At 67.0% G+C, this 21,793-nt stretch carries 21 protein-coding genes and 1 riboswitch; of the genes, 8 read left to right on the top strand and 13 right to left on the bottom strand.

What is annotated here, in order from left to right; genetic code table 11:
• Window positions 1-224: 224 nt before the first annotated feature.
• Together AC5RWG_RS15955 and AC5RWG_RS15950 are read right to left on the bottom strand one after the other, a co-directional pair.
• A complete protein-coding gene (locus AC5RWG_RS15955) occupies window positions 225-653 on the bottom strand; it encodes a DoxX family protein (protein WP_494014623.1) in 429 nt (142 codons plus the stop codon).
• Between the two features lie 218 nt (window positions 654-871).
• On the bottom strand, window positions 872-1,486 hold the full coding sequence (locus AC5RWG_RS15950) for a GyrI-like domain-containing protein (protein WP_494167349.1): 615 nt from the start codon (window positions 1,484-1,486) through the stop codon (window positions 872-874).
• A gap of 72 nt (window positions 1,487-1,558) precedes the next feature.
• Between AC5RWG_RS15950 and AC5RWG_RS15945 the strand changes: the two genes are divergently transcribed.
• Together AC5RWG_RS15945 and AC5RWG_RS15940 are read left to right on the top strand one after the other, a co-directional pair.
• Window positions 1,559-2,308 (top strand): M50 family metallopeptidase, encoded by a 750-nt coding sequence (locus tag AC5RWG_RS15945; protein WP_494167348.1) that lies wholly within the window; start codon window positions 1,559-1,561, stop codon window positions 2,306-2,308.
• Window positions 2,309-2,516: 208 nt separating this feature from the next.
• Entirely contained in the window at window positions 2,517-2,819 is a 303-nt protein-coding gene (locus AC5RWG_RS15940) for a DUF4193 domain-containing protein (RefSeq protein ID WP_493979582.1), read from the top strand.
• A gap of 54 nt (window positions 2,820-2,873) precedes the next feature.
• Here the strand turns inward: AC5RWG_RS15940 and AC5RWG_RS15935 are convergent, their stop codons facing one another.
• From AC5RWG_RS15935 to AC5RWG_RS15925, 3 genes are all read right to left on the bottom strand, one after another.
• Window positions 2,874-3,524: an SDR family oxidoreductase gene (locus AC5RWG_RS15935; RefSeq protein WP_494167347.1), complete on the bottom strand. Its 651-nt coding sequence runs from the start codon at window positions 3,522-3,524 to the stop codon at window positions 2,874-2,876.
• A 249-nt stretch (window positions 3,525-3,773) separates the two neighbouring features.
• Window positions 3,774-4,595 (bottom strand): family 1 encapsulin nanocompartment shell protein, encoded by an 822-nt coding sequence (locus AC5RWG_RS15930; protein WP_494167346.1) that lies wholly within the window; start codon window positions 4,593-4,595, stop codon window positions 3,774-3,776.
• On the bottom strand, window positions 4,592-5,050 hold the full coding sequence (locus AC5RWG_RS15925) for a ferritin family protein (protein ID WP_494167345.1): 459 nt from the start codon (window positions 5,048-5,050) through the stop codon (window positions 4,592-4,594). Before AC5RWG_RS15925 ends, AC5RWG_RS15930 begins: the two co-directional genes overlap by 4 nt.
• Before the next feature lie 470 nt (window positions 5,051-5,520).
• On the opposite strand from AC5RWG_RS15925, the gene AC5RWG_RS15920 reads away from it, so the two are divergent.
• Window positions 5,521-5,904: a hypothetical protein gene (locus tag AC5RWG_RS15920; RefSeq protein ID WP_494001692.1), complete on the top strand. Its 384-nt coding sequence runs from the start codon at window positions 5,521-5,523 to the stop codon at window positions 5,902-5,904.
• A 97-nt stretch (window positions 5,905-6,001) separates the two neighbouring features.
• On the opposite strand, the gene AC5RWG_RS15915 is transcribed toward AC5RWG_RS15920, so the two are convergent.
• The 3 genes from AC5RWG_RS15915 to AC5RWG_RS15905 form a co-directional block, all read right to left on the bottom strand.
• Entirely contained in the window at window positions 6,002-7,786 is a 1,785-nt protein-coding gene (locus AC5RWG_RS15915; protein WP_494167344.1) for an HNH endonuclease signature motif containing protein, read from the bottom strand.
• A 202-nt stretch (window positions 7,787-7,988) separates the two neighbouring features.
• Window positions 7,989-9,509 carry an MDR family MFS transporter gene (locus AC5RWG_RS15910; RefSeq protein WP_494167416.1) on the bottom strand — a complete coding sequence of 507 codons (1,521 nt, stop codon included), beginning with the start codon at window positions 9,507-9,509 and terminating at the stop codon, window positions 7,989-7,991.
• 381 nt (window positions 9,510-9,890) lie between these two features.
• A complete protein-coding gene (locus tag AC5RWG_RS15905) occupies window positions 9,891-10,799 on the bottom strand; it encodes a C40 family peptidase (protein WP_494001689.1) in 909 nt (302 codons plus the stop codon).
• 3 nt (window positions 10,800-10,802) lie between these two features.
• Window positions 10,803-10,967, bottom strand: a riboswitch (cyclic di-AMP (ydaO/yuaA leader).
• A 249-nt stretch (window positions 10,968-11,216) separates the two neighbouring features.
• Here AC5RWG_RS15905 and AC5RWG_RS15900 point away from each other — a divergent pair.
• A complete protein-coding gene (locus AC5RWG_RS15900; RefSeq protein WP_494167343.1) occupies window positions 11,217-12,149 on the top strand; it encodes a LysR substrate-binding domain-containing protein in 933 nt (310 codons plus the stop codon).
• Window positions 12,150-12,224: 75 nt separating this feature from the next.
• On the opposite strand, the gene AC5RWG_RS15895 is transcribed toward AC5RWG_RS15900, so the two are convergent.
• Window positions 12,225-13,586, bottom strand: a complete 1,362-nt coding sequence (locus AC5RWG_RS15895) for an MFS transporter (RefSeq protein ID WP_494128050.1) — start codon at window positions 13,584-13,586, stop codon at window positions 12,225-12,227.
• Window positions 13,583-14,653, bottom strand: coding sequence for an MBL fold metallo-hydrolase (locus AC5RWG_RS15890; RefSeq protein WP_494167342.1), 1,071 nt, complete (start codon window positions 14,651-14,653; stop codon window positions 13,583-13,585). The genes AC5RWG_RS15895 and AC5RWG_RS15890 overlap by 4 nt, the downstream gene beginning before the upstream one ends.
• A 285-nt stretch (window positions 14,654-14,938) precedes the next feature.
• Here AC5RWG_RS15890 and AC5RWG_RS15885 point away from each other — a divergent pair, with 285 nt between their 5' ends.
• The gene (locus tag AC5RWG_RS15885; protein ID WP_494167341.1) at window positions 14,939-16,402 is read left to right on the top strand and encodes an aldehyde dehydrogenase family protein; all 1,464 of its coding nucleotides are present in this window, start codon (window positions 14,939-14,941) and stop codon (window positions 16,400-16,402) included.
• Between the two features lie 4 nt (window positions 16,403-16,406).
• Here AC5RWG_RS15885 and glsA read toward each other — a convergent pair whose 3' ends face one another.
• Complete coding sequence (gene glsA / locus AC5RWG_RS15880; RefSeq protein WP_494167340.1) at window positions 16,407-18,221, bottom strand: glutaminase A; 1,815 nt, start codon at window positions 18,219-18,221, stop codon at window positions 16,407-16,409.
• Between the two features lie 149 nt (window positions 18,222-18,370).
• Here glsA and AC5RWG_RS15875 point away from each other — a divergent pair, with 149 nt between their 5' ends.
• The 3 genes from AC5RWG_RS15875 (at window position 18,371) to AC5RWG_RS15865 (ending at window position 20,360) form a co-directional block, all read left to right on the top strand.
• Window positions 18,371-19,165, top strand: coding sequence for a hypothetical protein (locus AC5RWG_RS15875; protein ID WP_494167339.1), 795 nt, complete (start codon window positions 18,371-18,373; stop codon window positions 19,163-19,165).
• A 195-nt stretch (window positions 19,166-19,360) separates the two neighbouring features.
• Window positions 19,361-19,798 (top strand): LapA family protein, encoded by a 438-nt coding sequence (locus AC5RWG_RS15870; protein WP_494001682.1) that lies wholly within the window; start codon window positions 19,361-19,363, stop codon window positions 19,796-19,798.
• A 13-nt stretch (window positions 19,799-19,811) separates the two neighbouring features.
• The gene (locus tag AC5RWG_RS15865; RefSeq protein ID WP_494102319.1) at window positions 19,812-20,360 is read left to right on the top strand and encodes a DUF488 domain-containing protein; all 549 of its coding nucleotides are present in this window, start codon (window positions 19,812-19,814) and stop codon (window positions 20,358-20,360) included.
• A 120-nt stretch (window positions 20,361-20,480) separates the two neighbouring features.
• Here the strand turns inward: AC5RWG_RS15865 and AC5RWG_RS15860 are convergent, their stop codons facing one another.
• Together AC5RWG_RS15860 and AC5RWG_RS15855 are read right to left on the bottom strand one after the other, a co-directional pair.
• Window positions 20,481-20,780, bottom strand: a complete 300-nt coding sequence (locus AC5RWG_RS15860) for a hypothetical protein (RefSeq protein ID WP_493987708.1) — start codon at window positions 20,778-20,780, stop codon at window positions 20,481-20,483.
• Between the two features lie 121 nt (window positions 20,781-20,901).
• Window positions 20,902-21,765, bottom strand: coding sequence for a phosphatase PAP2 family protein (locus tag AC5RWG_RS15855; protein ID WP_494167338.1), 864 nt, complete (start codon window positions 21,763-21,765; stop codon window positions 20,902-20,904).
• Window positions 21,766-21,793 lie beyond the last annotated feature (28 nt).

Raw genomic sequence — 21,793 nt, 5'->3', positions numbered from 1 at the left:
TTCTGCGCCACCACCGATTGCGCTGGTTATGCGCCAACGGCTGCGGCCGGAGACAGCAAAACGGGCAGGTGCAGCCTTTCGGCTGCGCCTGCCCGTTTTAGTTCGGACGTCCGCTTGATCCGGGGTTGCCCGTTGCGGTGTCCGCCTGTTCCGGCGGTGGCCCGCTGGGGTGTCCGCCCGTGCCGGGGGTTGCCCGGCGAGGTTCGGCCGGGCCGCCTGAGAACTTAAGCCAGGGGGGCCAGCTTGGTCTTGCCGAAGACGGCGCGGTCCACGGAGATCCGGCCGGGGCCAACCAGTGCCAGCGCCAGCGCTGCGGCGCCGAGCAGCAGCACCAGTTCGTAGCCGCCGCCGTCCACGAAGACGCCGGCGGGAGCGTGGACGAGCACCAGGGCGCCGAGCATGTCCAGCGTCAACAGGGCCGCCACGAGCCGCGTCAGCAGGCCGAGGATCAGGGCGATGCCGCCGGCGAGCTCCAGGCCGGCCACGATCGGTGCGGCGATATCGGCGGCCGGGACGCCCATCTGGCCGAAGGCGGCCTGGGTGCCCGCGATGGTCCATTCGTTGAACTTCTGCCAGCCGTGGGCCACGAAGAGGAAGCCCAGGACAACGCGCAGAACTGTGCGTGCAGTGGTGGTCAAAGCGGAGTTAGTCATGATGTTTTCACCGTTTCAATGGTCAGAGGATCGGCCGTCTGGAACGAGCGATAAGCATCAATAACTTGACGCTTCAATCAAATATTGACAGCAATTATGTTGAAGTGTCAACTTTCGGTCCTGTGTCTGTCGGTGCGAGGCGGGCAGCAGCCCCAGCTGGCCGGACAGCACGGGCTGGCCGTCCCGAGCCCCCGGAGCATGCCGCCGCTGCCGAACGCTCAGGCGCGGCGGACCGGTTGGCGCAGGATTGTCCTGAGCTTGGCCGGTTCGGTCTTGCGCGGGTCGCCGAGATAAATTTCGTGGTGGTGCCCGTTCGGTTCCAGCTCGTTGGCCGGTAGGAATTCATCCCTCAGGCGGGCCAGGACCGGTCCTTCGTCGTCGTACGCACCCACGTGCATGACCTGGGCGCTTAGTCCCTCGTCCAGCCATCCGTGCCGGAGCAATCTCACCGCGGGAAGGCCCTTCGTGGTGGCCGCCTGCCGCATCGCGTCTTCGATGTGTTCCGGCTCCAGCCAATCAGGCTGGCGGATCATCATCGTCCACGACCACTCGTCCTTGGCCCGCCGGGTGAAGGCGGTCATGTCCTCCGCCCACCAGAGGCCTTCCAGCGGACCGACGACATAGTCGCGCCCGAGTTCCTTCTTGCTGGTGAACTTCAGCGTGTAGGACACTGCGTATAGGGCCTCGACCGCCTGCACGTACCCGTCCGCCGTGTTCGGATCGCCGTGGCCGTCCGCCTGCAGGTACTGCATGGGCGGTACGGTAACCAGCTGGAAATCCTTGCCCGGGGCGTACAGCTCCTTTTGGTCCTTCTTGAAATCCAGCTTGTCCATGGGGCTTTCCGGTGGTGGGCAGCGGGCAGTGTGGTCTAGTTATATCGCGTAGTCACGGATGAAACGAGGAACATGCTGCAGCAATTCGCCGCCGAATGGTGGACCAAAATCACCGCCGGCTTCATGCGCGGTGAATCACTCCAAGCCGGAGTGCTGGAGCTGGCGGTCATCCTGGTCGCGGCGCTGCTGTTGTCGGTGCCCCGAGCAAGCTGGCGGTATTTCGGGTTGTTCGTCACGGCGGTCCATGAACTTGGACATGCCTTCGCGGCGCTGGCCACGGGGCGGCTGGTGCGCGGAATCCACTTGCGGTTCGACCAGTCCGGCGCCATGATCAGCCGCGGGGCGGGCCGGGCATCAGCGGTCTGGACGGGTTTCTGGGGCTACCCGGTGCCCGCGCTGGTCGGGGCGGCGCTGGTGTGGGCCGCCTTCAGCGGTTGGTCCGGTGCGGCCCTGTCCGTCAGCGCGCTGCTGCTGCTGGCCACGCTGCTGTTCATCCGAAACCTCGAGGGCATCGTCATCGCCGTGGGGTTGGCGGTAGGTGCTCAGCTGCTGGTGTGGTTCGCGCCGGTGGAGTGGCTCGGGCACCTGACGCTCGCCATCGGCGTCGGGCTCCTGGTGGGGGCCGTGCGGGACTGGCTGAATCTGTTGAGCGTGCACACCCGGCGCCGGCACCAGCTCGCCAATTCCGACGCGTTCATCATGGCGCGCCGGACCGGGGTGCCGGCCGCGCTCTGGCTGGCCGGGTTCGCGGTGGTCATCCTGCTGTGCTGGGCGGCTGCCGTGGCGACCGCGGCCGCTGTCGTCCCGCTTGCGGTTCTGTAACGGATTCCCGGTCCCCTCGGCCTTCTTGAGTGGCCCTGCTCACAGCAATGTCATTCGCCTTGGGGCCCGAAGGGACCGCGTCGGTGCACGGGAATTATCGCCGTGTGTGAGACGTTGTTGACCGATGTTGAAATCTGTGGAACAGCAGCTATGATGGGCGCTCGCAGATAGGTCAAAACAACGAGAACTTCAGGAGTTTTAAACCCGCATGGCAACCGATTACGACGCACCGCGCAACAAGGACGACGACAACAATAATGAGTCGCTCGAAGCCCTTCAGGCTCAGCGCTCCGGTGGTGCGAAGACCGCGCTGATCGACGTCGAAGACTCGGACACCGCCGAGGGCATCGATCTGCCCGGTGCCGACCTCTCCGGTGAAGAACTGGTGGTTCAGGTTGTTCCTCCCCGTGAGGACGAATTCACCTGTGGCTCCTGCTTCCTCGTCCGTCACCGCAGCCAAGTAGCCCGCGAAAAGAACGGCGAGAAGTACTGCCGCGACTGCGAAGGCTAAATCCCCAATCTTCCGAACCCCGCGCTGGGACCAGCGCGGGGTTCTGTGGTTAAATCACACGCTTCGGACGGCCTCGCCGATCGGCGTGCCGCCGTTGATGAACTCGATCACCTTGCCCGCCGTGGCAGGAACGGCCAGCACTTCGGCCGCCACCATGGCAACGTCTTCGCGGCTCACTTCACCGCCGGGAGTACCCGGTCCGGCTTGGATCTTCCCGGTTGCGGGCTGCAGCGTCAACGAGCTCGGCCCCAGGATTGTCCAGTCCAGTGATGTGGACTTCAAGTAGTCGTCCGCGGCGGCCTTGGCATCGGCGTAGGGGAAGAACGCGTTGTCCTCCGGCACGCCGTGGTTCTTGCCGGCGCCCAGATAAGACACCATGATGTAGCGCTGCACCCCGGCCGCCACGGCTGCGTCCATCGACCGGATGGCCGCGTCCCGGTCCACTGCATAGGTCCGGGCTGGATTGCCTCCGCCAGCGCCGGCCGACCAGACGACGGCGTCGTGGCCGCGCAGCTGGTGTGCCAGGTCGTCGGTGGTCGTCTTCTCGACGTCGGCGATAACCGGCACCGCACCTGTTTCCCGGACGTCGGCGACGTGGTCCGGATTGCGGATGATGGAGCTGACTTCGTGGCCCTGCTCGGTGAGGATGCGGGACAGGTGCAGCGCGACCTTGCCGTGGCCTCCGAAAATGGCAATGCGTGACATAAGGTTCCTTTCGGTGTCGTCCATCCCAATCTAGGCACGGAGTCAGGTGGCGGCCAATGGCCGGCGTCCTTGACGGTGACGGCGACGGTGACGGTGACGGTGACGGTGACGGCGCCCGGCCGTCGCCCGGCCCCACCTGTGCCTGATTCGGTGGCTGCTCGACGCCGCGCTGGCTCCCCGTTGACGCCCGCCCGGCGGTCTGGTCACCTGGTTAGGCCGCCGCGAGCCCGGCCCTCCGATTCCGCCGTCTTAGCCGTCGCTGCCGGTGAGATGGATACCGGCTTCCGGCGTGGCCACCCGGAAACTGAAGGACTGCTCGATGTACAGGTAGACGAACTCTTCATCATGCCGGTCGTAGCCCACCGAGAGGTCCTGGCCCGATTCGAACAGGAAATCGCCGCCGCGCAGGCTCATCACGATGGCCCCGCGGACTCCCGGCGCCCAGACAATCGGACCGCCCAGCAACTTGCGCAGGTGCTCGGACAGCAGATACCCGCCGCGCTCGGTCGCCTCCACCACGGCGGTGTAGTGTCCGGGGCCGAGTGCCAGGCCGAACGGACCTCCAATGCCGGCCTGGAGCAGCGCCGAGACGGCCTTGGCAACACGCTTGGGGTAGTCATTGAAGTCAGTCACGCGGGGCACCGGCGAATGCGGGGTGGCGCTCGTGACCCCCTCAATGCCCACCTGTCGCCAGCCATGGAATACGGCCGCGTTCTCCGCAATGGCAATTTGCATCGCCGCCTCGGCCAGGTCCGTGAGGTCCACATCGGCCGCACCCCGGTCATGGTCAAGCAGTTCCAGCCGGGAAACCTTGAACGGTGCGCGCATCTCCACGAGGGGCAGCACCCCGCGCCGTCGCGTCGCCACGCCGTCGGCAAGTGCCGGACCCGTGATGCTTTCGGTGCGGCCAAGGTTTGTCGCCGAGTACTCCCAGCCGAATGGACCAGCGAAATCCACCATTTTGCGGGCCCCGAGGGCAACGGTGAGCCGCTCCTTGGCCTCCCGGTCTAGCAGCGCCCAACCACCGTCGGAGATGGGGGCGTGCTGACGCAGCAGGTGATCCATGGTCATGAGAAGTCCTCTTTCAGGCTGCCGATTCCCAGGGACGAATCAGAACCGGCCCGCCACCGGCGAGGATTCGTACGCCGTGCCGCACCTGACGGAGAGCGGCCCACCGGCCCGGGTGCAGGGGCTGCAATTTCGTCCGTGCTGGCAGCCGTTGCTGCCTCGGCCGCCCCGCCGTTGGCCACAATGTCGCCGTCCTGAAAGAGGGTGCCCCGGGCAATCTGGCGCCATTTAGGCTTCCTGCGCAGGAGAAACTCCAGGTCCATACTGAAATGTTTGAACTCCTCCGCCAGGGAATCCTCCATGATCGCGACCGATTCCGGGTCCTTCTCCAGCGACATCCGTTGTTCATACCAGCCGATCGCCTCGGCCTCCTCTGTCAGGTTGGCGCACATACGCGCAAAGGTCCGCGTCTCGGCGGAGAGCTCTGCGGCGGGTTCGTGGTACTGGTCAAAGCCCATCTGGATTCCTCCGTGAGGTTGTGCCTCTCTGCCAGCGTAGCCACGGCCCCGCCGGCTGACTACCTTTGACGGGCGGAAGGCCCGGGAGTGCGGCCTGGCTACCGTATGACCGCCAGGCGTAGCCATAGATCGGCCGAACTGCTGCGTTCTTGTCTATTTCTGGCCGGCCCGGATCGGCCATCTTCCGGGCGCTGGGATTGCCCCATCGCGTAGGGCTTCTGCCGGTGAAATCCGCGCTAGGCCCTACGCAGTACCCACCGGAAGAATGCATGAAGAACCACAGGGACGGCCCGTCGCGGCCGGCGAGTTCACGGCGGACCGCTACGCACGGCCCGGCGCCGCCGGCGAGTTCACGGCGGACCGCTACGCACGGCCCGGCGCCGCCGGCAGTTCACGGCGGACCGCCAGGCACGGCCCGGCGCCGCCGCCGAGCTATCGGGAACGCTACCGCGGCATAGTAATGTTGCAGGGTGATTCGCCGATACTCCGCCTTGCTCATGCTGCCACTCGTCGCCCTGCTTGCCAGCGGCTGCGCTCAGGTTGAACAGGCCGCCTCCGACGCCGTCGACCAAGCCGCCAATTCCGCTTCCGAGGCCGTAGGTCAAGCCGCGTCCAACTTGGCCAACGCAGCGGTCGGGGAAGCAGTCAAGCAGGTGTGTGCCCCGATTCAGGACGGCAGCATCGGTGAAAAGGAACAGGAGATGCTCGCTGGTCTGGTTTCTGCCGCCGACGCAGCCGGTGTTCCCGCCGAGATCACGGGGCCGATGTCGCAGATCGCCGAGTCCGGCGACCAAATTCCGGCCGACGCCCTGGCCTCCATGCAGCAAGCCTGCGACAACAACGGCGCTGGGTAGTTAGGCAACCAACTGACCACTCCCAAACCGCTCTTGCGCGGAATGGGAAAGCCTGTGGGGCGCCAAGGCAGCCGGGGGACCGGCGGCAACGCCGCTTTCAGAACGGCGGCGTTTCAGGCTGGGCCGGCCAACCGTCAAATGGACTGGAACTTCTGCCGGGCGGCGCGGTGGCTCCCGCGGCGCTGTCCACCCCGATATCGAGTTCCGACTGCATCGGGGCCTTCGGCGGACCTAAGTGGCCGAACGGCGTCCTGCGGACCGTCGCGTCAAGGTCTAATGGGCCTCCGTCCGGGGGAGGGCTGCTGGAACGACAGGGTTCTAAACCTACTTCGGCCGGCTCCGGCAGACGTTCGGGCAGCGGCGCGTCTTTCAACCACACGTGGTTGCGGAGCGGCCTTTGAGCCGGGTCGACGCTGAGCGGCGGTAGGAACCAAGGTACGCCCTTGCTCACTGTGACCCGCCAATCTCCCTGATGCAGCAGATGGTCGTGGTGCCCGCAGACCAAGACGCCATTGTCGACAGAGGTGGGACCGCCCTTTTCAAACCACTGGATGTGATGCACTTCGGTCCAGGGAGAGGGCGCAGTACAGCCGGGGAAGGCGCAACCTCCATCCCTGGCGATGATGGCCAGCCGCATGTACTTCGGAAACAACCGCTGGGACCGGCCGACGTCCAGAACCGCACCCGTGCCGGAGAGGATCACCGGGATTATGTCGGCATCGCAAGCTATCCGTCGGATTGCCTTGGCGCTCAGCGGCCCGGAGAAGATGCTGGTTCCCGGACGTCCGACTTCGGAGGCCAAGTCCTTGTAGTCGATGGTGACCAGGAGCTGCGGCCGTCGACCGCCGGCGGCTGGTAGAAGATCCGTGGTAAGAGCGATTTTGCAGGCACCAATGAGGCCGTCGAGCTGCTTCTGTTGCCGGGTACGCCCGTCCTCTACCGTCGCATCAACTAAAGCATCCGCTCCGCTGTCTCGAGCATCCGTGTCCGGGGTTAAGACCTCGTCGTCGTTGTCGGAAGCGCCGTTCAAGCGGGAGGCCGCATCTTCAACCGCGTCAAATCCTACTGCCCCGGCCGTGGCCGTCCCTTCCCTCAAACGAGGGTTGGTGGCGGTGTTGTAGACGGTTGCAAGAACTTCATTCTGTTCGTCGGTGGCGTTGATTTCGTAGCAATGCAGGCCATTGCGCCGCCCGCGATAGAACAGGCCCTGGCGTGCTTTGAGCTCGGCTGGCCCGAGATCGGCACCGGCTGGGTTGAGGCCGCCTTCCCAATGCCGGATCAGCAGCCTGAGCGAGTCGGTGTCGTAATCGGAGGCATGCTGAACCAGTGCCTCTTCCATCTTGCGGAGCTGCTCCGGCTCCGCGGTGCGACGCAGCCCATCGACAGCCCTTCGGATCAGAGTTGCGGCCTGACCGGAGACCATTCCATCATCCATTGCACGGGCGAGCACCGGCAGCCTGGGCGACACAACAGGCTTACCCGGGGGCGCTGGTCGGACTTCGGTGGCTTCCGCGAGTTGGAAGCGTCGTGCAGCCTCCTGCCGGGCAATGCCCAACTTCGCCCGCAGATAGTCTTCGTTCGATTTGTAGGCGCCGCGCATACGATGATTCGGTGCCTCGGGGTCATAAGGCTTGTCTGTTTCCCCAACGGCGGCGATGTTTTGCTCTTTGATGATGCTCGCCAGAATCAACTGGGTTTGACCAACAATGTTGGCCAGCTCTTCAACCTCTGCCGCCGTCCGGGCCACCGACTTGGTACTGCGTGTCAGCCCGTCGTTCCGAAGGCGATTATTCAGTTCGCTGACCTCGGCGCGGATCCGGGCCAGCAGGACGGAATCTTCCTGCCCTGCGCCCGTAGCTTCATCCAGCACCTCGATCGCCATAAATACAGCCTATGAAACCCCCGAGCAGGGTAGGAGAACCAGGGGTCGGCATGTGGATGAGCAAGCGCACGGGGCTGGCTGTGGAGAAGAAGTGGGTGGGTGCGCAGGCCGCGGGCTTGCTGTGGAGAAGAAGTGGATGGGTGCGCAGGCCCCGGCGGCGGCGGCGAAAGCCAAGCGTTCAAATCCCGCCCGAACCCCGTCGTCAGCGGGCGACCGGCGCGCCCTCCACTGAAGCCGGCTCGCCGGCGGGCTCCTCCACCGGTTTCCGGATGAAGAACGCCGCCGCCACGGCCACGATGGAGATGAGGGCTCCGGCCAGGAAAGCCATCCGCACTCCGCCTGCCACCGCCGTCGTCGTTGCCGCACCTTCGGCGGAAAGAACGGCCGCCTGCATGGACATGACGGTGACGAACATGGCGGTGCCCGCTGCCCCGGCCACTTGCTGCACCGTGCCGATGACGGCGCTTCCGTGCGAGTACAGCTGCCGCCGCACCGACCCGAGACCAGCGGAAAACAGCGGCGTGAACAGCAGCGCCAGGCCCACGCTGAGCACGATGTGCGCGGCCAGCAGCGTCAGCGCGGCGGTGTCCTCGCCGACCGTGGAGAAGAACCAGAGTACGGCGCTGACCACCGCCGTCCCCGGCACCAGCAGCACCCTCGGGCCGAACTTGTCATAGAGCCGGCCGACGGCCGGGGCCAGCAGGCCCATCAGCAGCCCGCCCGGCAGCAGCATCAGCCCGATCTGCAGCGGCTCGAGCCCCAGGACCTGCTGCATATATATAGGGAGCAGAATGATGGTGCCGAACAGTGCGGCCATGCTGACAGCCATCAGCCCGACGGACACGGAGAAGTTGCCGGAGCGGAAGGTCCGCAGGTCCAGCAACGCCCTGTCCGAGCGCTGCAGCCGAACCTGGCGCAGCAGGAATACCAGCAGCCCCACGCCGCCGGCCGCAAATGCAACCCACGTGGCTGCACCCGTGCCCGGCCCCGCCGTCGTTGTTCCGTGCCCCGCGCCGACCTGGCTGAGGCCGTAGATCAGGCCGCCGAAGCCGATGGCGGAGAGGGCCACGGACGGCAGGTCCAGCGGCACCGGCCGGGGCTCGGTCACGTTCTGGATCCGCCGGTTGCCGACCGCCAGCATGGCCAGCGCGATCGGCAGTACGAGCCAGAACATCCAGCGCCAGGACAAGGTGTTGAGGATGATGCCGGAGATGGTCGGGCCGATGGCCGGCGCCACCGATATGACAATCGAAACGTTGCCCATCGTCTTGCCGCGGTCCTCGGCCGGCACCAGGTTCATCAGCGTGGTCATCAGCAGCGGCATCATGATCGCGGTGCCCGACGCCTGGACCACGCGGGCCACCAGCAGCACTTCGAACCCGGGAGCCAGCGCGGCCAGCAGCGTTCCCGCGGAGAACAGCGCCATCGACGCGGTGAAAACCTGGCGCGTGGTGAAACGCTGCAGGAGGAATCCGGTCACCGGGATGACCACGGCCATCGCCAGCATGAACGCCGTGGTCAGCCACTGCGCCGCGCGGGCGCTGATGCCCAGGTCGTCCATCAGGTCGGTCAGTGCCACGGACATGATGGTCTCGTTCAGGATCACCACGAACGCAGACACCAACAGGATGCCAATCACGCGGCGGTTCCGGCTCGACTCATCAGCCGTCAGCCCGCTGCCGCGGGCGGGTCCGGGCCGTGCCGAGGCCCTGTTCGTCGACATATCTTTATTCACGGGAAGATCCTCGCGTGGAAATCGTGCTGTTGGGGGCGGCCGGAACAGCCCAAGATCGCCGGGCGCAGGCGGAGTAACAGCTTAACCTGCCCCCGCTGACTCCTATTCCCGGCGGTCAACCTCGAATAAACAACGACGCCGGTGCTCGCCGCCGGGCGGCAACCGCCTCCTGCGGGGGAGGGGGGCGCGCCAAATGGTTCCCCCACCGGTCCCCTTCAAGAGGACTCCCGCCGCGTAGTTAAAGTGGAGGGAAAGTCGCGCTTACGGGTTAAAAGAGGAGAAGCCCCGCCGGCGCAAGGCCGACGAGGCTTCCCTGTGATCCCGGACCGGCCGTTGGGGGAATAGCCGGTCCAGGAGTTTTAGGGGTGGTTACATCGTGTAGTAACCGGTAACGGGCATGGCGTTCACGTCGTGCACCATGGTGCCCTGGCTCGGGTTCAGGGCGCTGATCATTTTGCCGCCGCCCAGGTAGATGCCCACGTGGCCGCCGCCGTTCTGCACCACCAGGTCGCCCGGCTGCGGGTTGCTGGTCGGGGTCAGGGCGCCGCCCTGGTGCTGGCTGAGGCGGGGGAGGTCCACGCCGGCCTGGGCGTATACCCACTGGGTGAAGCCGGAGCAGTCCCAGCCGGCCGTGGAGGTGCCGCCCCAGACGTAGGGCGTGCCCTGGGCGGACAGGGCGATGTCCACGATGCTCTGGTTGCCGCCCGTGGAGGCCGGCTTGATGTCGGCGCTGGCCAGCGAGACAGTCGCGGCGTCGGTCGACGCAGCCAGGGTCGTAGCGGCTCCGCCGCCGCCCTGCGCTGCCTGTCCGCCACCGGACTGTGCGGATCCGGTCAGCGCGATCTGGTCGCCCGGGTAGATGATGGAGTACGCGCCCAGGCCGTTGATGGCCAGCACGTCCTGCACATTCTTGCCGTACTGGGCGGCAATCGTGCCCACGGTGTCGCCCGCGACCACGGTGTGCGTGGTGGCACCGGTAGCGGCACCGGCGTCGGCGGCCGAGCTGGTAACGGAAGCGCGCTCCACCTCGAAGCCGGCGTTGGCCGGAGCGGCAACGGTGTCCGTTGCATTGGCAGCGCCGTAGGTCGGGACCGTGACATCGGCGGCGGCATTGGCCGGCAGGCCGGCACCCAGCATCAGGCCACCGGCGGCGGTGACGACGGCGGCGCCGCGGCCGACGGTTCCGGCGCGGGACGATACAGCCTGGGACAGACCGGCCACGGTGGTGTTGCGGACCGGGGTGGCACGGTGGCGTGCGCGATTGTTTTTGAGCAGCAAGAAGATACCTCTCCCAATGCCTGCGAGGTAAGCTGTCGGGTTCGGGTGGGAGTCACCCGGCCGTGCGGCAGCGCGGTAAGCACTCCGTACGACTTAACCCCAAGAGCCCCAAGAGGGGCCCGGAATGTGGGTCCCCCGCCTCTGCCAGATGTCTAGCGAACGAACTCGGAAAGGCTGGCAGAGCTAGGCAATACCCTCCGAGGACATCGGCGCATGATCGCCGACGTGCTGAAAACATTACATAACGGTTCGGTAACTGTCCAAGCCCTGAAATTTACCTGTGGATAACCTGAGAGCCATCTTTCGGTCAGGAGCGGGCAACCCCCATCACCCGTCGCTCAGCGTCCGTCACGGTACATCGGGCGCAACAATCGGCCGATTAAGCAGCCGCTGCGGGCTAACTTGTACGCTGGCAGAGTGGTGGACTTCACGCTTAAACAGCTTCAGTACTTTGTTGCAGTCGCTGACCACGGCTCAATCTCGGCCGCCGCGGCCGCCAGCCACATCTCTCAGGCGGCGATGTCCCAAGCGCTGACAGAGCTGGAGCGGATCGTCGGCGCGCAGCTGATGGTGCGGCACCGGTCCCGCGGAATCGCCCTGACCGGCGTCGGGCAGCAATTCCTGCGCGACGTCCGGAGCCTGGTCCGGCACGCCGACGACGTGCAGAACAGCATCATCGAGCGCCAGCAGGGGTTGGTCGGCCCGCTGGCCATCGGCTGTTACAGCACCCTGTCCGCCTTCTGGGTGCCGGTGATCAGCGAACGGTTCATCAAGCCGCATCCGCGCCTCACCGTGACCATGGAGGAAGGCGAGGCCGCCGAGCTGCAGCATCGGATGCAAGAGGGCTATCTGGACGCGGTGCTGACCCATACGCGCCACCTCTTGCCCGGCGTGCAGGCCCGCACCGTCAAGGAAGGCCGGCCCTACGTCCTGCTGGCTGCAAGCCACCCGCTGGCTTCCCGCAAAAGCGTCCGGCTCGCCGAGCTGGCCGAAGAGGACTTCGTCTCGCTGGACATCCCCACCGTGCGCGATAACCAGTTGGTCAATCTGCGGTTGTCCGGGCTGGATCCGAAGATTGCCTGGCGTTCGTCAAGTTTTGAGGCGGTGCGGGGCATGGTGGCGCGCGGCCTCGGCTACACCGTGCTGGTGCAGCGGCCGCCGGGCAATTACAGCTACGACGGGCTTCCCCTGGCCACGGTGGAAATCGACGGGCCGGTCGGGCACAGCGACGTCTGTGTGGCCTACGCCAGCGTCACCCGGCCCAGCCTCAGGCTGCGGGCATTCCTGGACTTTTGCGCAGAGGTCGGCGGCGCTGCGGCGAGCGGCTGGAATGAGCACACGACGGCGTGATCCCGCTTAACCGCGACGGCGGCCGCTGCCTTGGGCAACGGCCGCCGCATGCCGGTTACGGCACGGCTGGAGGAACTACATGTTCTCCGCGGTAAGGTCCTGGTCCTTTCCTTCCTTGATCGCCAAGATGCACAGCCCCGCGAGGACGAACGCGCCGGCCCAGACCGTCGCCACCAGCCACAGCTCGCCGCCGGCCGCCAGCACCAGCCCGCTCGCGATCATGGGGGTAAAACCTGCGCCCAGCGTCGAGGAGAGCTGGTAGACCAGCGAGGCGCCGGTGTAGCGCATCCGGGTCGGGAACAGCTCGGCGGTGAACGCCCCGAACGGTCCGAAGATCGTGCCCTGGATGACGCCGTTGGCCAGGAACAGCCCGATCGCGAACAGCCACAGCGTCCCGAGCTCCAGCATCCACATGATGGGGAAGGCCAGTACCGCGCCGGCGGCGATGCCGATCAGCATCACGGGCCGGCGACCGAGCTTGTCGCTGTGCCGGGCCGCAAACCAGATGGCGACGACGGTCAGCGCCGCGCCCAACGCTTTGACGTTGAGGACGCTCGTCCGGTCCAGGCCGACCTCGTCCACCACATAGGAGATGGCCCAGACGGTCATCAGGCCTTGGACGGTGTAGGAGCTCATCCCCACCAGCGTGCCCATGATCACGTTCTTCGGGTACTTCGTCAGCACCTCGAGAATCGGGATCTTTTTCTCCTCGGCCTTGTCCTCCAGCGCAAGGAACAGCGGGGACTCGGCGACCTTGAGGCGAACGATCAGGCCAATGCCCACCAGGACGATGCTGATCAGGAACGGCAGCCGCCAGCCCCAGGTCAGGAACTGCTCGTCCGGCAGCACGGACACGGCCGAAACCGCCAGGGTGGCCAACACCGCACCGGCGGGACCTCCCATGTTGGCGAAACTGGCCGCGAACCCGCGGCGTTCCTTCGGTGCGTGTTCCAGGCCCATCAGCATGGCACCGCCCCACTCGCCCCCGACGGCCAAGCCTTGGACGATGCGCAGGACGATCAGCGCCAACGGAGCGGCCATGCCTATCTGCGCCGTGGTCGGCAGCAGGCCGATCAGGGTAGTCGCCACGCCCATGAGCACCATGGAGGTGATCAGCACGCCCTTGCGCCCCAGCCGGTCACCGAAGTGGCCGAAGATGATCCCGCCGAGCGGCCGGGCGATGTAGCCGACCGCCAGCGTGGCGAAGGAGGCGAAGATCCCCACCGCGGGGTCCAGGTTCACAAAGAACACCGTGTTGAAAACCAGCGCCGCCGCGGTGGCGTAGAGGATGAAATCGTAGAATTCGATGGCACTGCCCAGGAAGCTGGACGCCAGGATGCGCCGCATCTCCGGGGTGTTGAGGCTGGGGACCTTCAGGTCCCCGGGCTGCCTGTCGTTCGCCGCAGGGGCCGACGCCGTCGTCGTGTTATTGCTCATGGTGCAACCGCCATTTCGTCATGATCGGCGACTCCGGTGGATTCCGGGTCGCTGGAAGAGAAGGAGATAACGTCCAGATCGTCGGGGATCAGGAACGTGCCGCTGAAGTCCTTGCCGTGTGCCTGCCAGACGGCGTCCGGAGTGGTTCCCGGCACCAGGTGGTGCAGCGCCAAGGTGCGGGCGCCGGCCTGCCGCGCGATCGCGATGGCGTCCTGCGGTGAGGTGTGGGACCTGCGGTGGTGGTCCATTGAGGCCCGGGCTTCGTCGGAATCGATGCTGCCGTACGCCCGCTGCACCCAGTCGAAGTCGATGGCCTCGTGCAGGAGCAGGTCGGTGCCGCGGGCCAGCCGCACCAGGTTCTGGCAGGGGGCGGTGTCGCCGGAGATCGTGACCGACCCTTCGGCCGTGTCGAACCGGAAGGCGAAGGCGGGTGCCACGGGCGGGTGCTCCACCAGGGTCGCTGTCACGGTGACCAGCTCATCGCGGTAGATCTCGAACGGCTCCATGCCGGCCGGCGTCGGGTTCTGGTTCGGGTGGTAGCCGATCGCGTCGGGGACCACGATGTCTTCGGCCACGAAATAGTCCAGCGGCGAGGGGCGCAGGGCGTCGATGACCCGGTCGTTGAGGTCGGTGGCGTACGCCTGCATCAGGTGGTGGAACATGTCCCGGGTGCCCGGCGTCGGCAACTTCGGAAAAACGGGCGACGGCGGAACCGTGGCGCGGGGTGAAGCCGGCGGCAATTCTCCCCGGTCGCCCGGTCCCAAGATGCGGATGCTCCGCTGGCCCGGCGTGAGGGTGAACAATCCGAAGATGGCCAGCCCGGCCAGATCGATCGTGTGGTCGGAATGCAGGTGGGTCAGGAAAATCCCGCGCAACGACGAAACCTGCAGGCCCGCTTTCATCAGCTGGCGTCCGACGCCGTTGCCGGCGTCCACCAGATAGACGGCATCGCCGACGACGACGGCGGTGGCGATGCCGGTCCGGCGGCCTGCATTCTCACCGGTCCACCAGCGGGGACCGCCCGCGGTGCCCAGCGTGACGACGTGCGGCTTGAGGGAATGGGTCATGGGTCGAGCTCCTCGGAAGTCTTTCCGCCTGTGGTGCCGGCGGAACCTGAATCCCATGATGCGGCTCACAAACACTTTCGTAAAAGGGTAATAACCGACCAACTTAAACGGTTTCACTTATAACGTGGCCGACCCGTCGGCTGCCGGCGATCCTCATCCGCGTCCGTCCCATTGTCCGGGCACGGCGGCGGGAGTAGGCTCCGCCTTATCCGGGCCGCGGGGACGGCCGGCGCTTCGGCTGTGGCCGGCGGCGTGGCCCAGCCACTTCGGAAAGGAAAGAGCGCCATGCCCATCACGCGTGAGTTGATCATCAACGGCGAGCACGTCCCGGCAGCCTCCGGCAAGACCACCGAGGACATCGGCCCCTACACGGGCGAACCCTTCGCCACCGTCGCTGCCGCCGGGCCGGAAGATGTCACGCGAGCGGTCGACGCGGCGTCGGCGGCCTTCGACGGTTGGGCCGCTACGCCGCCCACCCAGCGGGCAAAGATTTTCCTGAAAGCTGCGGATTTGTTCGAAGAACGGATGCAGCAGGGCATCGAGCTGATGGCCGGCGAGGTGGGCGGCGTGGCGGTCTGGGCCGGGTTCAACGTCCAGCTGGCCGCCAACATCCTGCGCTCGGCCGCCGCGGCCACCACCGCGCCGCGCGGCGACGTGCTGGCCACCGACCTGCCCGGCAAATTCTCGTTCTCCGTCCGGCAGCCCTACGGGGTGGTGGCGGCGCTGTCTCCGTGGAACGCGCCCTTCATCCTGGGCATGCGGGCCATGGCCATCCCGATGGCCGTGGGAAACACCGTGGTGCTCAAGCCCAGCGAGGACGCGCCGCTTTCCTGCGGCCTGTTCCTGGCGGACGCGTTGCTGGATGCGGGCCTGCCCGCCGGCGTGCTGAACGTCATCACGAATGACCGGGCGGACGCGAACGAGGTGGTGAGCACCCTGATCTCCGACCCCCGCGTGCGCAACGTGAACTTCACCGGCTCCACCAAGGTGGGACGCATCGTCGGCACGCTGGCGGCGCAGAACCTGAAGCCTGCGGTGCTTGAGCTCGGCGGCAAGAACTCCCTGGTGGTGCTCAAGGATGCCGACGTCGACTACGCCGTGCAGGCGGCGACCTTCGGCTCGTTCATGAACGCCGGGCAGATCTGCATGTCCGTGGATCGCGTGATCGTGGACCGCAGCATTTCCGAGGATTTCTCGAGCCGCTTCGCGGAGAAGGTCGCCACGCTGCCCACCGGGGACCCGAGGAAGCAGGACACGGTGATTGGCCCGCAGGTCACGCAGGCCGCGGCGGACCGGCAGTATGCATTGATCGACGACGCCGTGTCCAAGGGCGCGACGGTGCTGGCCGGCGGCGGGAAGGCTGCCCAGGCCGTGGTGCCCGCGACGGTGCTCTCCGGGATCACCGAGGAGATGCGGATCTACGACGAGGAGATCTTCGGTTCGGCGACCACGGTGATGGAGGTGGACGGCCCGGAACAGGCGGTGAAGCTGGCGAACGACACGCACTACGGCCTGACCTCCGGTGTCATCACGGAGAACCTGGCCGAGGGCATCGAGGTCGCGCAGCGGCTCAAGACCGGCATCGGCCACGTCAACGACCAGCCGGTGCTGGATGAACCGATGGCACCGTTCGGCGGCATCCAAGAGTCGGGCTACGGCAAGTTCGGCGGGCAGGCCGGCATCAATTCGTTCACCGAGGAGCGCTGGATCACCATCCAGCAGAACGGGCACGCGCAGTACCCGTTCTAAGCCGTCAGTCGCGGATGCGGACGGCCGTTTCGCGCATGTAGCGGTCCACGTGCGCGTACGCGTCGCGGGTCAGGGCTTTCCAGAGTTCGACGGCGAGGCGCGGGTTTTCGCTCTCCAGCCGGCTCATGGTTTCGGCCGGGAGGAGCTTGACCCGAACGGGGCCATCGGCGCGCACGGTGGTTTCCTGCCGGTCCGCGCTGCCCAGCGCCATTTCGCCGAACGTCATGCCGGCGCTGAGGGTGGTGAGTTTGACCCTGATGTTCTCCGGCCCGGTGGAGGTGGTGGTGACGCGGCCGGACAGGATGAAATAGACGCCGGCGAAGCGCTGGCCAACCCGGCGGATGAGCTCGCCGTCGTCATAGCTGCGCTCTTCCATCAGCTCCGCGAGCGCGGCGGAGTCCTCCCGGTCGAGCGGGCTGAGCGCAGGGGAGTCGGCCACATCCACGGTGGCGGGCATACAGAGCTGATCGCCGTATCCAGCGATCAGCCGGTTTTCGGCGAATTCGACGGCGGTGCTGCGGGTGGCGAACGACGGCACCGGCCGCCCGGATTCCTCGAACCGCTGGGCCAGGGCGCCCTCGCCGTCGATCATCACCAGCTCGCGCCCGGCGTCCGCGAGCGAGGCGCGAAGCTGCTCCAGCATGTCCAGGGCGACCGGGGCGGTTTCGTCCACCCGGCGCATGTCCAGGATGACGAGTTCCACGGAATCGTCCAGGTCGCTGACCTCGCGCACCATGGATTCCGTGCCGGCGAACAGCAGGTCGCCGTTCAGCTCGATGACGCGGGCGCGGTGCCCGTTGGCGCGCAGCACCTCGGCGGCCTCGTCGTTGCGGCGGATCCCGGACGGGGCGTCGGTGATGTCGTAGCTGGCGCGGATGGCGTTGCGGCCGGTGCGCGCGGCCCGGACGAAGTGCAGCCCCATGTCGTGCGAGATCCGCCGGCTGGCCGCCACGCCGCGCACGCTGCTGCCGTGGTCGTCCAGCGGCGGCGAATAAACGGCCAGGCCCAACTGGCCCGGCAGCACCGCGAGCAAGCCGCCGCCGACCCCGGACTTTGCCGGCATGCCCACGTCCGAGAGCCAGGCACCGGCGTCGTCGTACATGCCGCAGGTAGCCATCACGGAGAGGACCCGTTCCTCCACCTCCAGGTCCAGCACCTGTTTTCCGGTGAGCGGGTTGGTGCCGCCGTTGGCCAGGGTGGCCGCCATGACCGAGAGATCGCGGCAGGTGACGAGCACCGAGCATTGCCGGAAGTAGTCCTCGGCCACCGGGTCCGGATCCTGCTCGATGATCTCGAAGGAGCGCAGCAGGTGGGCCAGCGCCCGATTGCGGTAGCCGTGCCGCGCCTCCGACTGGAACGTGCGTTCGCTGACCGACAGTTCGCGGCCGGCGAAGGCGGAATAGTGCTCGAGGATGCGGCGGAAACCGGTCTTGCCGCCGCTGCCCTTGATCAGGGAGGTGGCGGTCAGTGCCCCGGCATTGATCATCGCGTTGGCCGGGCGGCCGGTGCCCGGAGCCAGGGAGATCTCGTTGAAGGCGTTGCCCGACGGCTCTACGTCCACCTTCTGGTCCACGGCGTCGAGGCCGAGGTCGGAGAGTGCGAGCCCGTACGTGAAGGGCTTGGATATGGACTGGATGGTGAACTCTTCGTTCGAATCGCCGACCTCGTACACATAGCCGTCCACGGTGGCCAGGCAGATGGCGAAGTTGTCCGGGTCCGCGCCGGCCATCGCGGGAATCCCGCCGTACGGCATGCCGTCCTTGAGGCCGGCGAGCTCGGCGTGCAGGGCGCGGAGATAGCTTTGGATAGGGGAGTCCATGATGCCAGCCTATGGGGTGGCAGGAACGTACAACCAACGGGGCGGGGCCAGGGCCCGGCCCCACGGGCCATGCCCGGCGAGCGGGCCGCCGAGGTGCCGATCATGCCGGAAAGCCGGGCTGCCGGGGCCCGCCGGGTTAGATTGGCGGTATGACCGATCCCGGGCCGGTGCCGGCCGCCGACAACCCGCTGTTCGACTTGCTGGGCGCCGGTGATCGCGCGGGGGTCCTTGGCTACGCGGCAGCCATGCCGGACAGCGAAAAGCGGCGCCAGAAGTCGATGGTCCGGAGGTTCCGGACGGTGGTCTCGGCAGAGCCGACCGGCGAGCGCTCGCCGGACGGGTGGTGGCAGGGCCCGCTGAAGCCCGACCATTGGGCCGCCGCGGACATCGCCCACATGGCCTGCATCGGCGCCGAGCGGTCCGCCGACCTGTCCTACACCGACTTCAAAGTTGCGCGCGACGTGCCGCCGGTGTTGTTTCCGGGCCACCTTGACCTGTTCGTCGAGGCATGGGCTGCCCGCTATCTGCGCAATCCCAAAGGCTGGGACCGCAACCGCGGTATTGACGCGATGTTCGACTGGGTCCGCGACGGCCTCGTGCCGGCCCCGGCGCACCGAGGTGCGATGCTCCTGCTGTTGAGCCAGACGCAGGTTGAAGCCATCGACTTTCTCAAGTTCCTGCGGGCGCGGCCGGGATTAATCGACGTGACGCTCAAGGAGCTGTTCCACGTACCGGGAATCAAAGGTGCCAGCGCCATGCAGTTCGATGAGGGCAATCCCCGGGAGAACCGCAAGCTGGCGGTTCTGCTGCCACAGTTGGTGAAGCTGGGCTACTGGGACGCCGAGTGGGTCCGGCAGGGGATTGAACGCGTCCTGGTGAGCGACGAATGGCCGGACTACCAGAAGCGCTTTTTCAAGTTGTTGCGCAGCAACCTCGCGGAGTAGCAAGGGCCGGCAGCGGACCTTGAATGGGCGGCCGTGCGGCAGGCCGTCCCCTGATGACTGGAAGTTGCCAGGTGGGCAGATCGAAGTGCACGAAGTCGTGGCGCACGACGTGTTTGCGGTTTGACGCCGGTGTTGCTGCGCTGATGCATCGTCTACGCTGAGGGAAAAGGCGCCGCGGCGAAAGGCAGGACAGCAATGACTTCCAATCCGCAGGGCACGGGACGGGACGGAGCCGAAGCCGGGGGTACCCACACCGGCCGATCGGGAGCGGGGCCGTCCGGTGGCTCCGGGCAGGGCAAATCCGGCGATCTTGGGCCCAAAACCGGCGGGACAGGCCGGGACGCGCTTGACGGGCGCGAGGCGAGGCAACAAGGCACCCGGCTGGGGATGATCTGGACGTCGGTGGTCGTTGCACTGCTCCTGCTGGTGCTGCTGATTGTGTTCATCGCGCAGAACCAGGACCAGGTCCTGCTGCGCTATTTCGGCTTCGAGGGGCAAGTCGCACTGGGGCTGGCGCTGTTCGTGGCGTCGGTCGCCGGGGGAATCTTTGTCGCCGCCGCCGGGGCAGCCCGCATCATCCAGCTGCGCTACCGCACCCGCGTGAGCCGCAAGAACGGTTCTGCCCCGCGTTAATTCGGATTCGCAGATGGCACAGGACGTACATCGCCGGTTGTTCACGGTCGGTCACGGCACCAGCACGCCCGAAGAGCTGGCCGAACTGCTCCACGGCGCCGGCGTGCAGAAGGTCGTCGATGTCCGCCGGTTCCCGGGCAGCCGCAAGCATCCGGACATGGGTCGCGACGCGCTCGCCGAATGGCTTCCGACCGCGGGCCTCGGCTACCGCTGGGAAGAAGACTTGGGCGGCCGACGGCGGATTCCCGCCGGCGAGCCTGAGCCGGACAGTTGGTGGCAAGTCGCTGCGTTCCGGGCCTATGCCGCCTACACCCGCACCCCGGAATTCGCCAAGGGACTGGGACGCCTGCTGACCGACGCCGAGGCCGCCGACGTGGCGATCATGTGCAGCGAGAGCGTGTGGTGGCGCTGCCACCGCCGGATCATCTCGGACGTCCTGGTGCTGCTGCACGCCTTCGAGGTCGTGCACCTGCTGCCCGGCGGCAAGAAATCATTGCACGAGCCGGCGGCGGGTGCGCGAACCGAAGCCGGCCGGTTGTACTGGGACCTGCCGGCGGCATAACGCAGGCGATACTACGGGTTCGGGGGAAACCGAGCGCAGTCGTACGCAATAAACCACGGCGCCGGGGAATCGAGCCGCGGCTTCGGAATCGAGCCGCGGCGGCCCGCGCGCCGGTGGGGGTCAGCGCTTGCGGCCGAAGACCAGCGAAGCCAGCGCCGTCGCCGCCGTCACCGTATACACCGCCGGCCAGGCGCCGATCTTCTTTGCCAGCGGATGGGACACGCCAAAGGCCGCCAGATAGCCACCGGTCAGTGCCGCCGCCCGCCCGGTGCCGGCGTTGCGCTGCCACATCGCGAAGGCTCCGGCCCCCGCGGCGGCCAGCACGGCGCCGGCCAGCGGGCGGTTCTTGGTCGCCTGGCCGGTCTTGAAACCGCCGAGCAGACCGGTGCTGGTGAGCAGGGTGGGGAGGACGGAACTCATGGGCATCTCCTTGGACGTCGGGACTTCCAGACTATCCCCGCTCACTCGCCGGCGGGGTGCTAGGCAACCTTGGTCGGTGTCCCGGTCGAACCCGCCTGAGGGCATCTGCCAGGGTGCCGCCCTAGGGTGCCGCCGGCGGGGATCTCCTCTGGGCGGGACCCCGTGCACCCCCGCGGTGCCAAACGGTCAGGTAGAGGCGGTGGGCGGTGATGACCAGCGCCAGCCACGCGGCACCGAGGGTACAGGCGACCAGGACATCGGTGAACCAGTGGTGGCCCAGAAAGACCCTGCTCAATCCCATGGCCACCGCGAACAGGGCAGCGGCGCCGACGGTGAGGATCTTCGACCGCCGCTTGGCCTGGCGCAGGATGAGCAGGTAGGCCACCACGCCGGCGATGACGACCGCGTTGAGGGAGTGCCCGCTGGGAAAGGACGCCGAATATTCGAACGGCGGCACCGCCTCCCGCAGCGGCGGCCGGGCCCGTCCGATGAACTGCTTGGCGGCAACCGTCATTAACAGCGACCCGGCGGCGGCGGTGGTGATCAGGATGGCCGGTGTCCAGGACCGCCGGCGGAAGGTCAGGATACCCATGACCAGCAACGCGAGGATCGGCATGCCGATGGGCCCGCCGATGTTCGTGAACGCGGTCACCGCCGTATTGAGCCAGGGTGACCGGACGGTTTGTGCAGCGTCCAGGACCGGCTGATCGAATTCGGCAACGCCGTCTTCGTCGGTCACCGCCTCGTAGATCTCGGTCGACGCGACGGTGAGCAGCACGGCGACCAGCGCCCCGGCGGCCAGCGTGAGGATCAACGCGGCGTGTGGACCCAGGATGCTGCTGAGGCGGTGCATCCCGCGTGCCAAAAACCTGCCCGGTGGCGTGTTCCACCGGGTCAGGTCCCGCCCGCCCAGGAAGCGCTCTTCGCGCGGACCGTCGACCGGCCGGGACGGCGCGTCGGCGTCGTCGTTGACTTCGTCAGGCACTACGCCCCCTCAGCGGCGGTGCCGCACC

The sequence above is a fragment of the Arthrobacter sp. Y3221160 genome, from assembly GCF_059092585.1.
The sequence above is the reverse complement of the archived record's forward strand: the minus strand, read 5'-3'. Positions and strand labels throughout refer to the sequence as shown.

Bases quoted from the DNA above. Each gene is read 5' to 3' on its own strand.
- AC5RWG_RS15875 (WP_494167339.1), top strand. From the start codon at position 18,371: ATGACCGATCCCGGGCCGGTGCCGGCCGCCGACAACCCGCTGTTCGAC.
- AC5RWG_RS15915 (WP_494167344.1), bottom strand. From the start codon at position 7,786: ATGGCGATCGAGGTGCTGGATGAAGCTACGGGCGCAGGGCAGGAAGAT.
- AC5RWG_RS15860 (WP_493987708.1), bottom strand. From the start codon at position 20,780: ATGAGTTCCGTCCTCCCCACCCTGCTCACCAGCACCGGTCTGCTCGGC.
- AC5RWG_RS15955 (WP_494014623.1), bottom strand. From the start codon at position 653: ATGACTAACTCCGCTTTGACCACCACTGCACGCACAGTTCTGCGCGTT.
- AC5RWG_RS15940 (WP_493979582.1), top strand. From the start codon at position 2,517: ATGGCAACCGATTACGACGCACCGCGCAACAAGGACGACGACAACAAT.
- glsA (WP_494167340.1), bottom strand. From the start codon at position 18,221: ATGGACTCCCCTATCCAAAGCTATCTCCGCGCCCTGCACGCCGAGCTC.
- AC5RWG_RS15865 (WP_494102319.1), top strand. From the start codon at position 19,812: ATGGCACAGGACGTACATCGCCGGTTGTTCACGGTCGGTCACGGCACC.
- AC5RWG_RS15890 (WP_494167342.1), bottom strand. From the start codon at position 14,653: ATGACCCATTCCCTCAAGCCGCACGTCGTCACGCTGGGCACCGCGGGC.
- AC5RWG_RS15895 (WP_494128050.1), bottom strand. From the start codon at position 13,586: ATGAGCAATAACACGACGACGGCGTCGGCCCCTGCGGCGAACGACAGG.
- AC5RWG_RS15925 (WP_494167345.1), bottom strand. From the start codon at position 5,050: ATGGGCTTTGACCAGTACCACGAACCCGCCGCAGAGCTCTCCGCCGAG.
- AC5RWG_RS15930 (WP_494167346.1), bottom strand. From the start codon at position 4,595: ATGACCATGGATCACCTGCTGCGTCAGCACGCCCCCATCTCCGACGGT.
- AC5RWG_RS15950 (WP_494167349.1), bottom strand. From the start codon at position 1,486: ATGGACAAGCTGGATTTCAAGAAGGACCAAAAGGAGCTGTACGCCCCG.
- AC5RWG_RS15910 (WP_494167416.1), bottom strand. From the start codon at position 9,509: ATGTCGACGAACAGGGCCTCGGCACGGCCCGGACCCGCCCGCGGCAGC.
- AC5RWG_RS15945 (WP_494167348.1), top strand. From the start codon at position 1,559: ATGCTGCAGCAATTCGCCGCCGAATGGTGGACCAAAATCACCGCCGGC.
- AC5RWG_RS15935 (WP_494167347.1), bottom strand. From the start codon at position 3,524: ATGTCACGCATTGCCATTTTCGGAGGCCACGGCAAGGTCGCGCTGCAC.
- AC5RWG_RS15870 (WP_494001682.1), top strand. From the start codon at position 19,361: ATGACTTCCAATCCGCAGGGCACGGGACGGGACGGAGCCGAAGCCGGG.
- AC5RWG_RS15885 (WP_494167341.1), top strand. From the start codon at position 14,939: ATGCCCATCACGCGTGAGTTGATCATCAACGGCGAGCACGTCCCGGCA.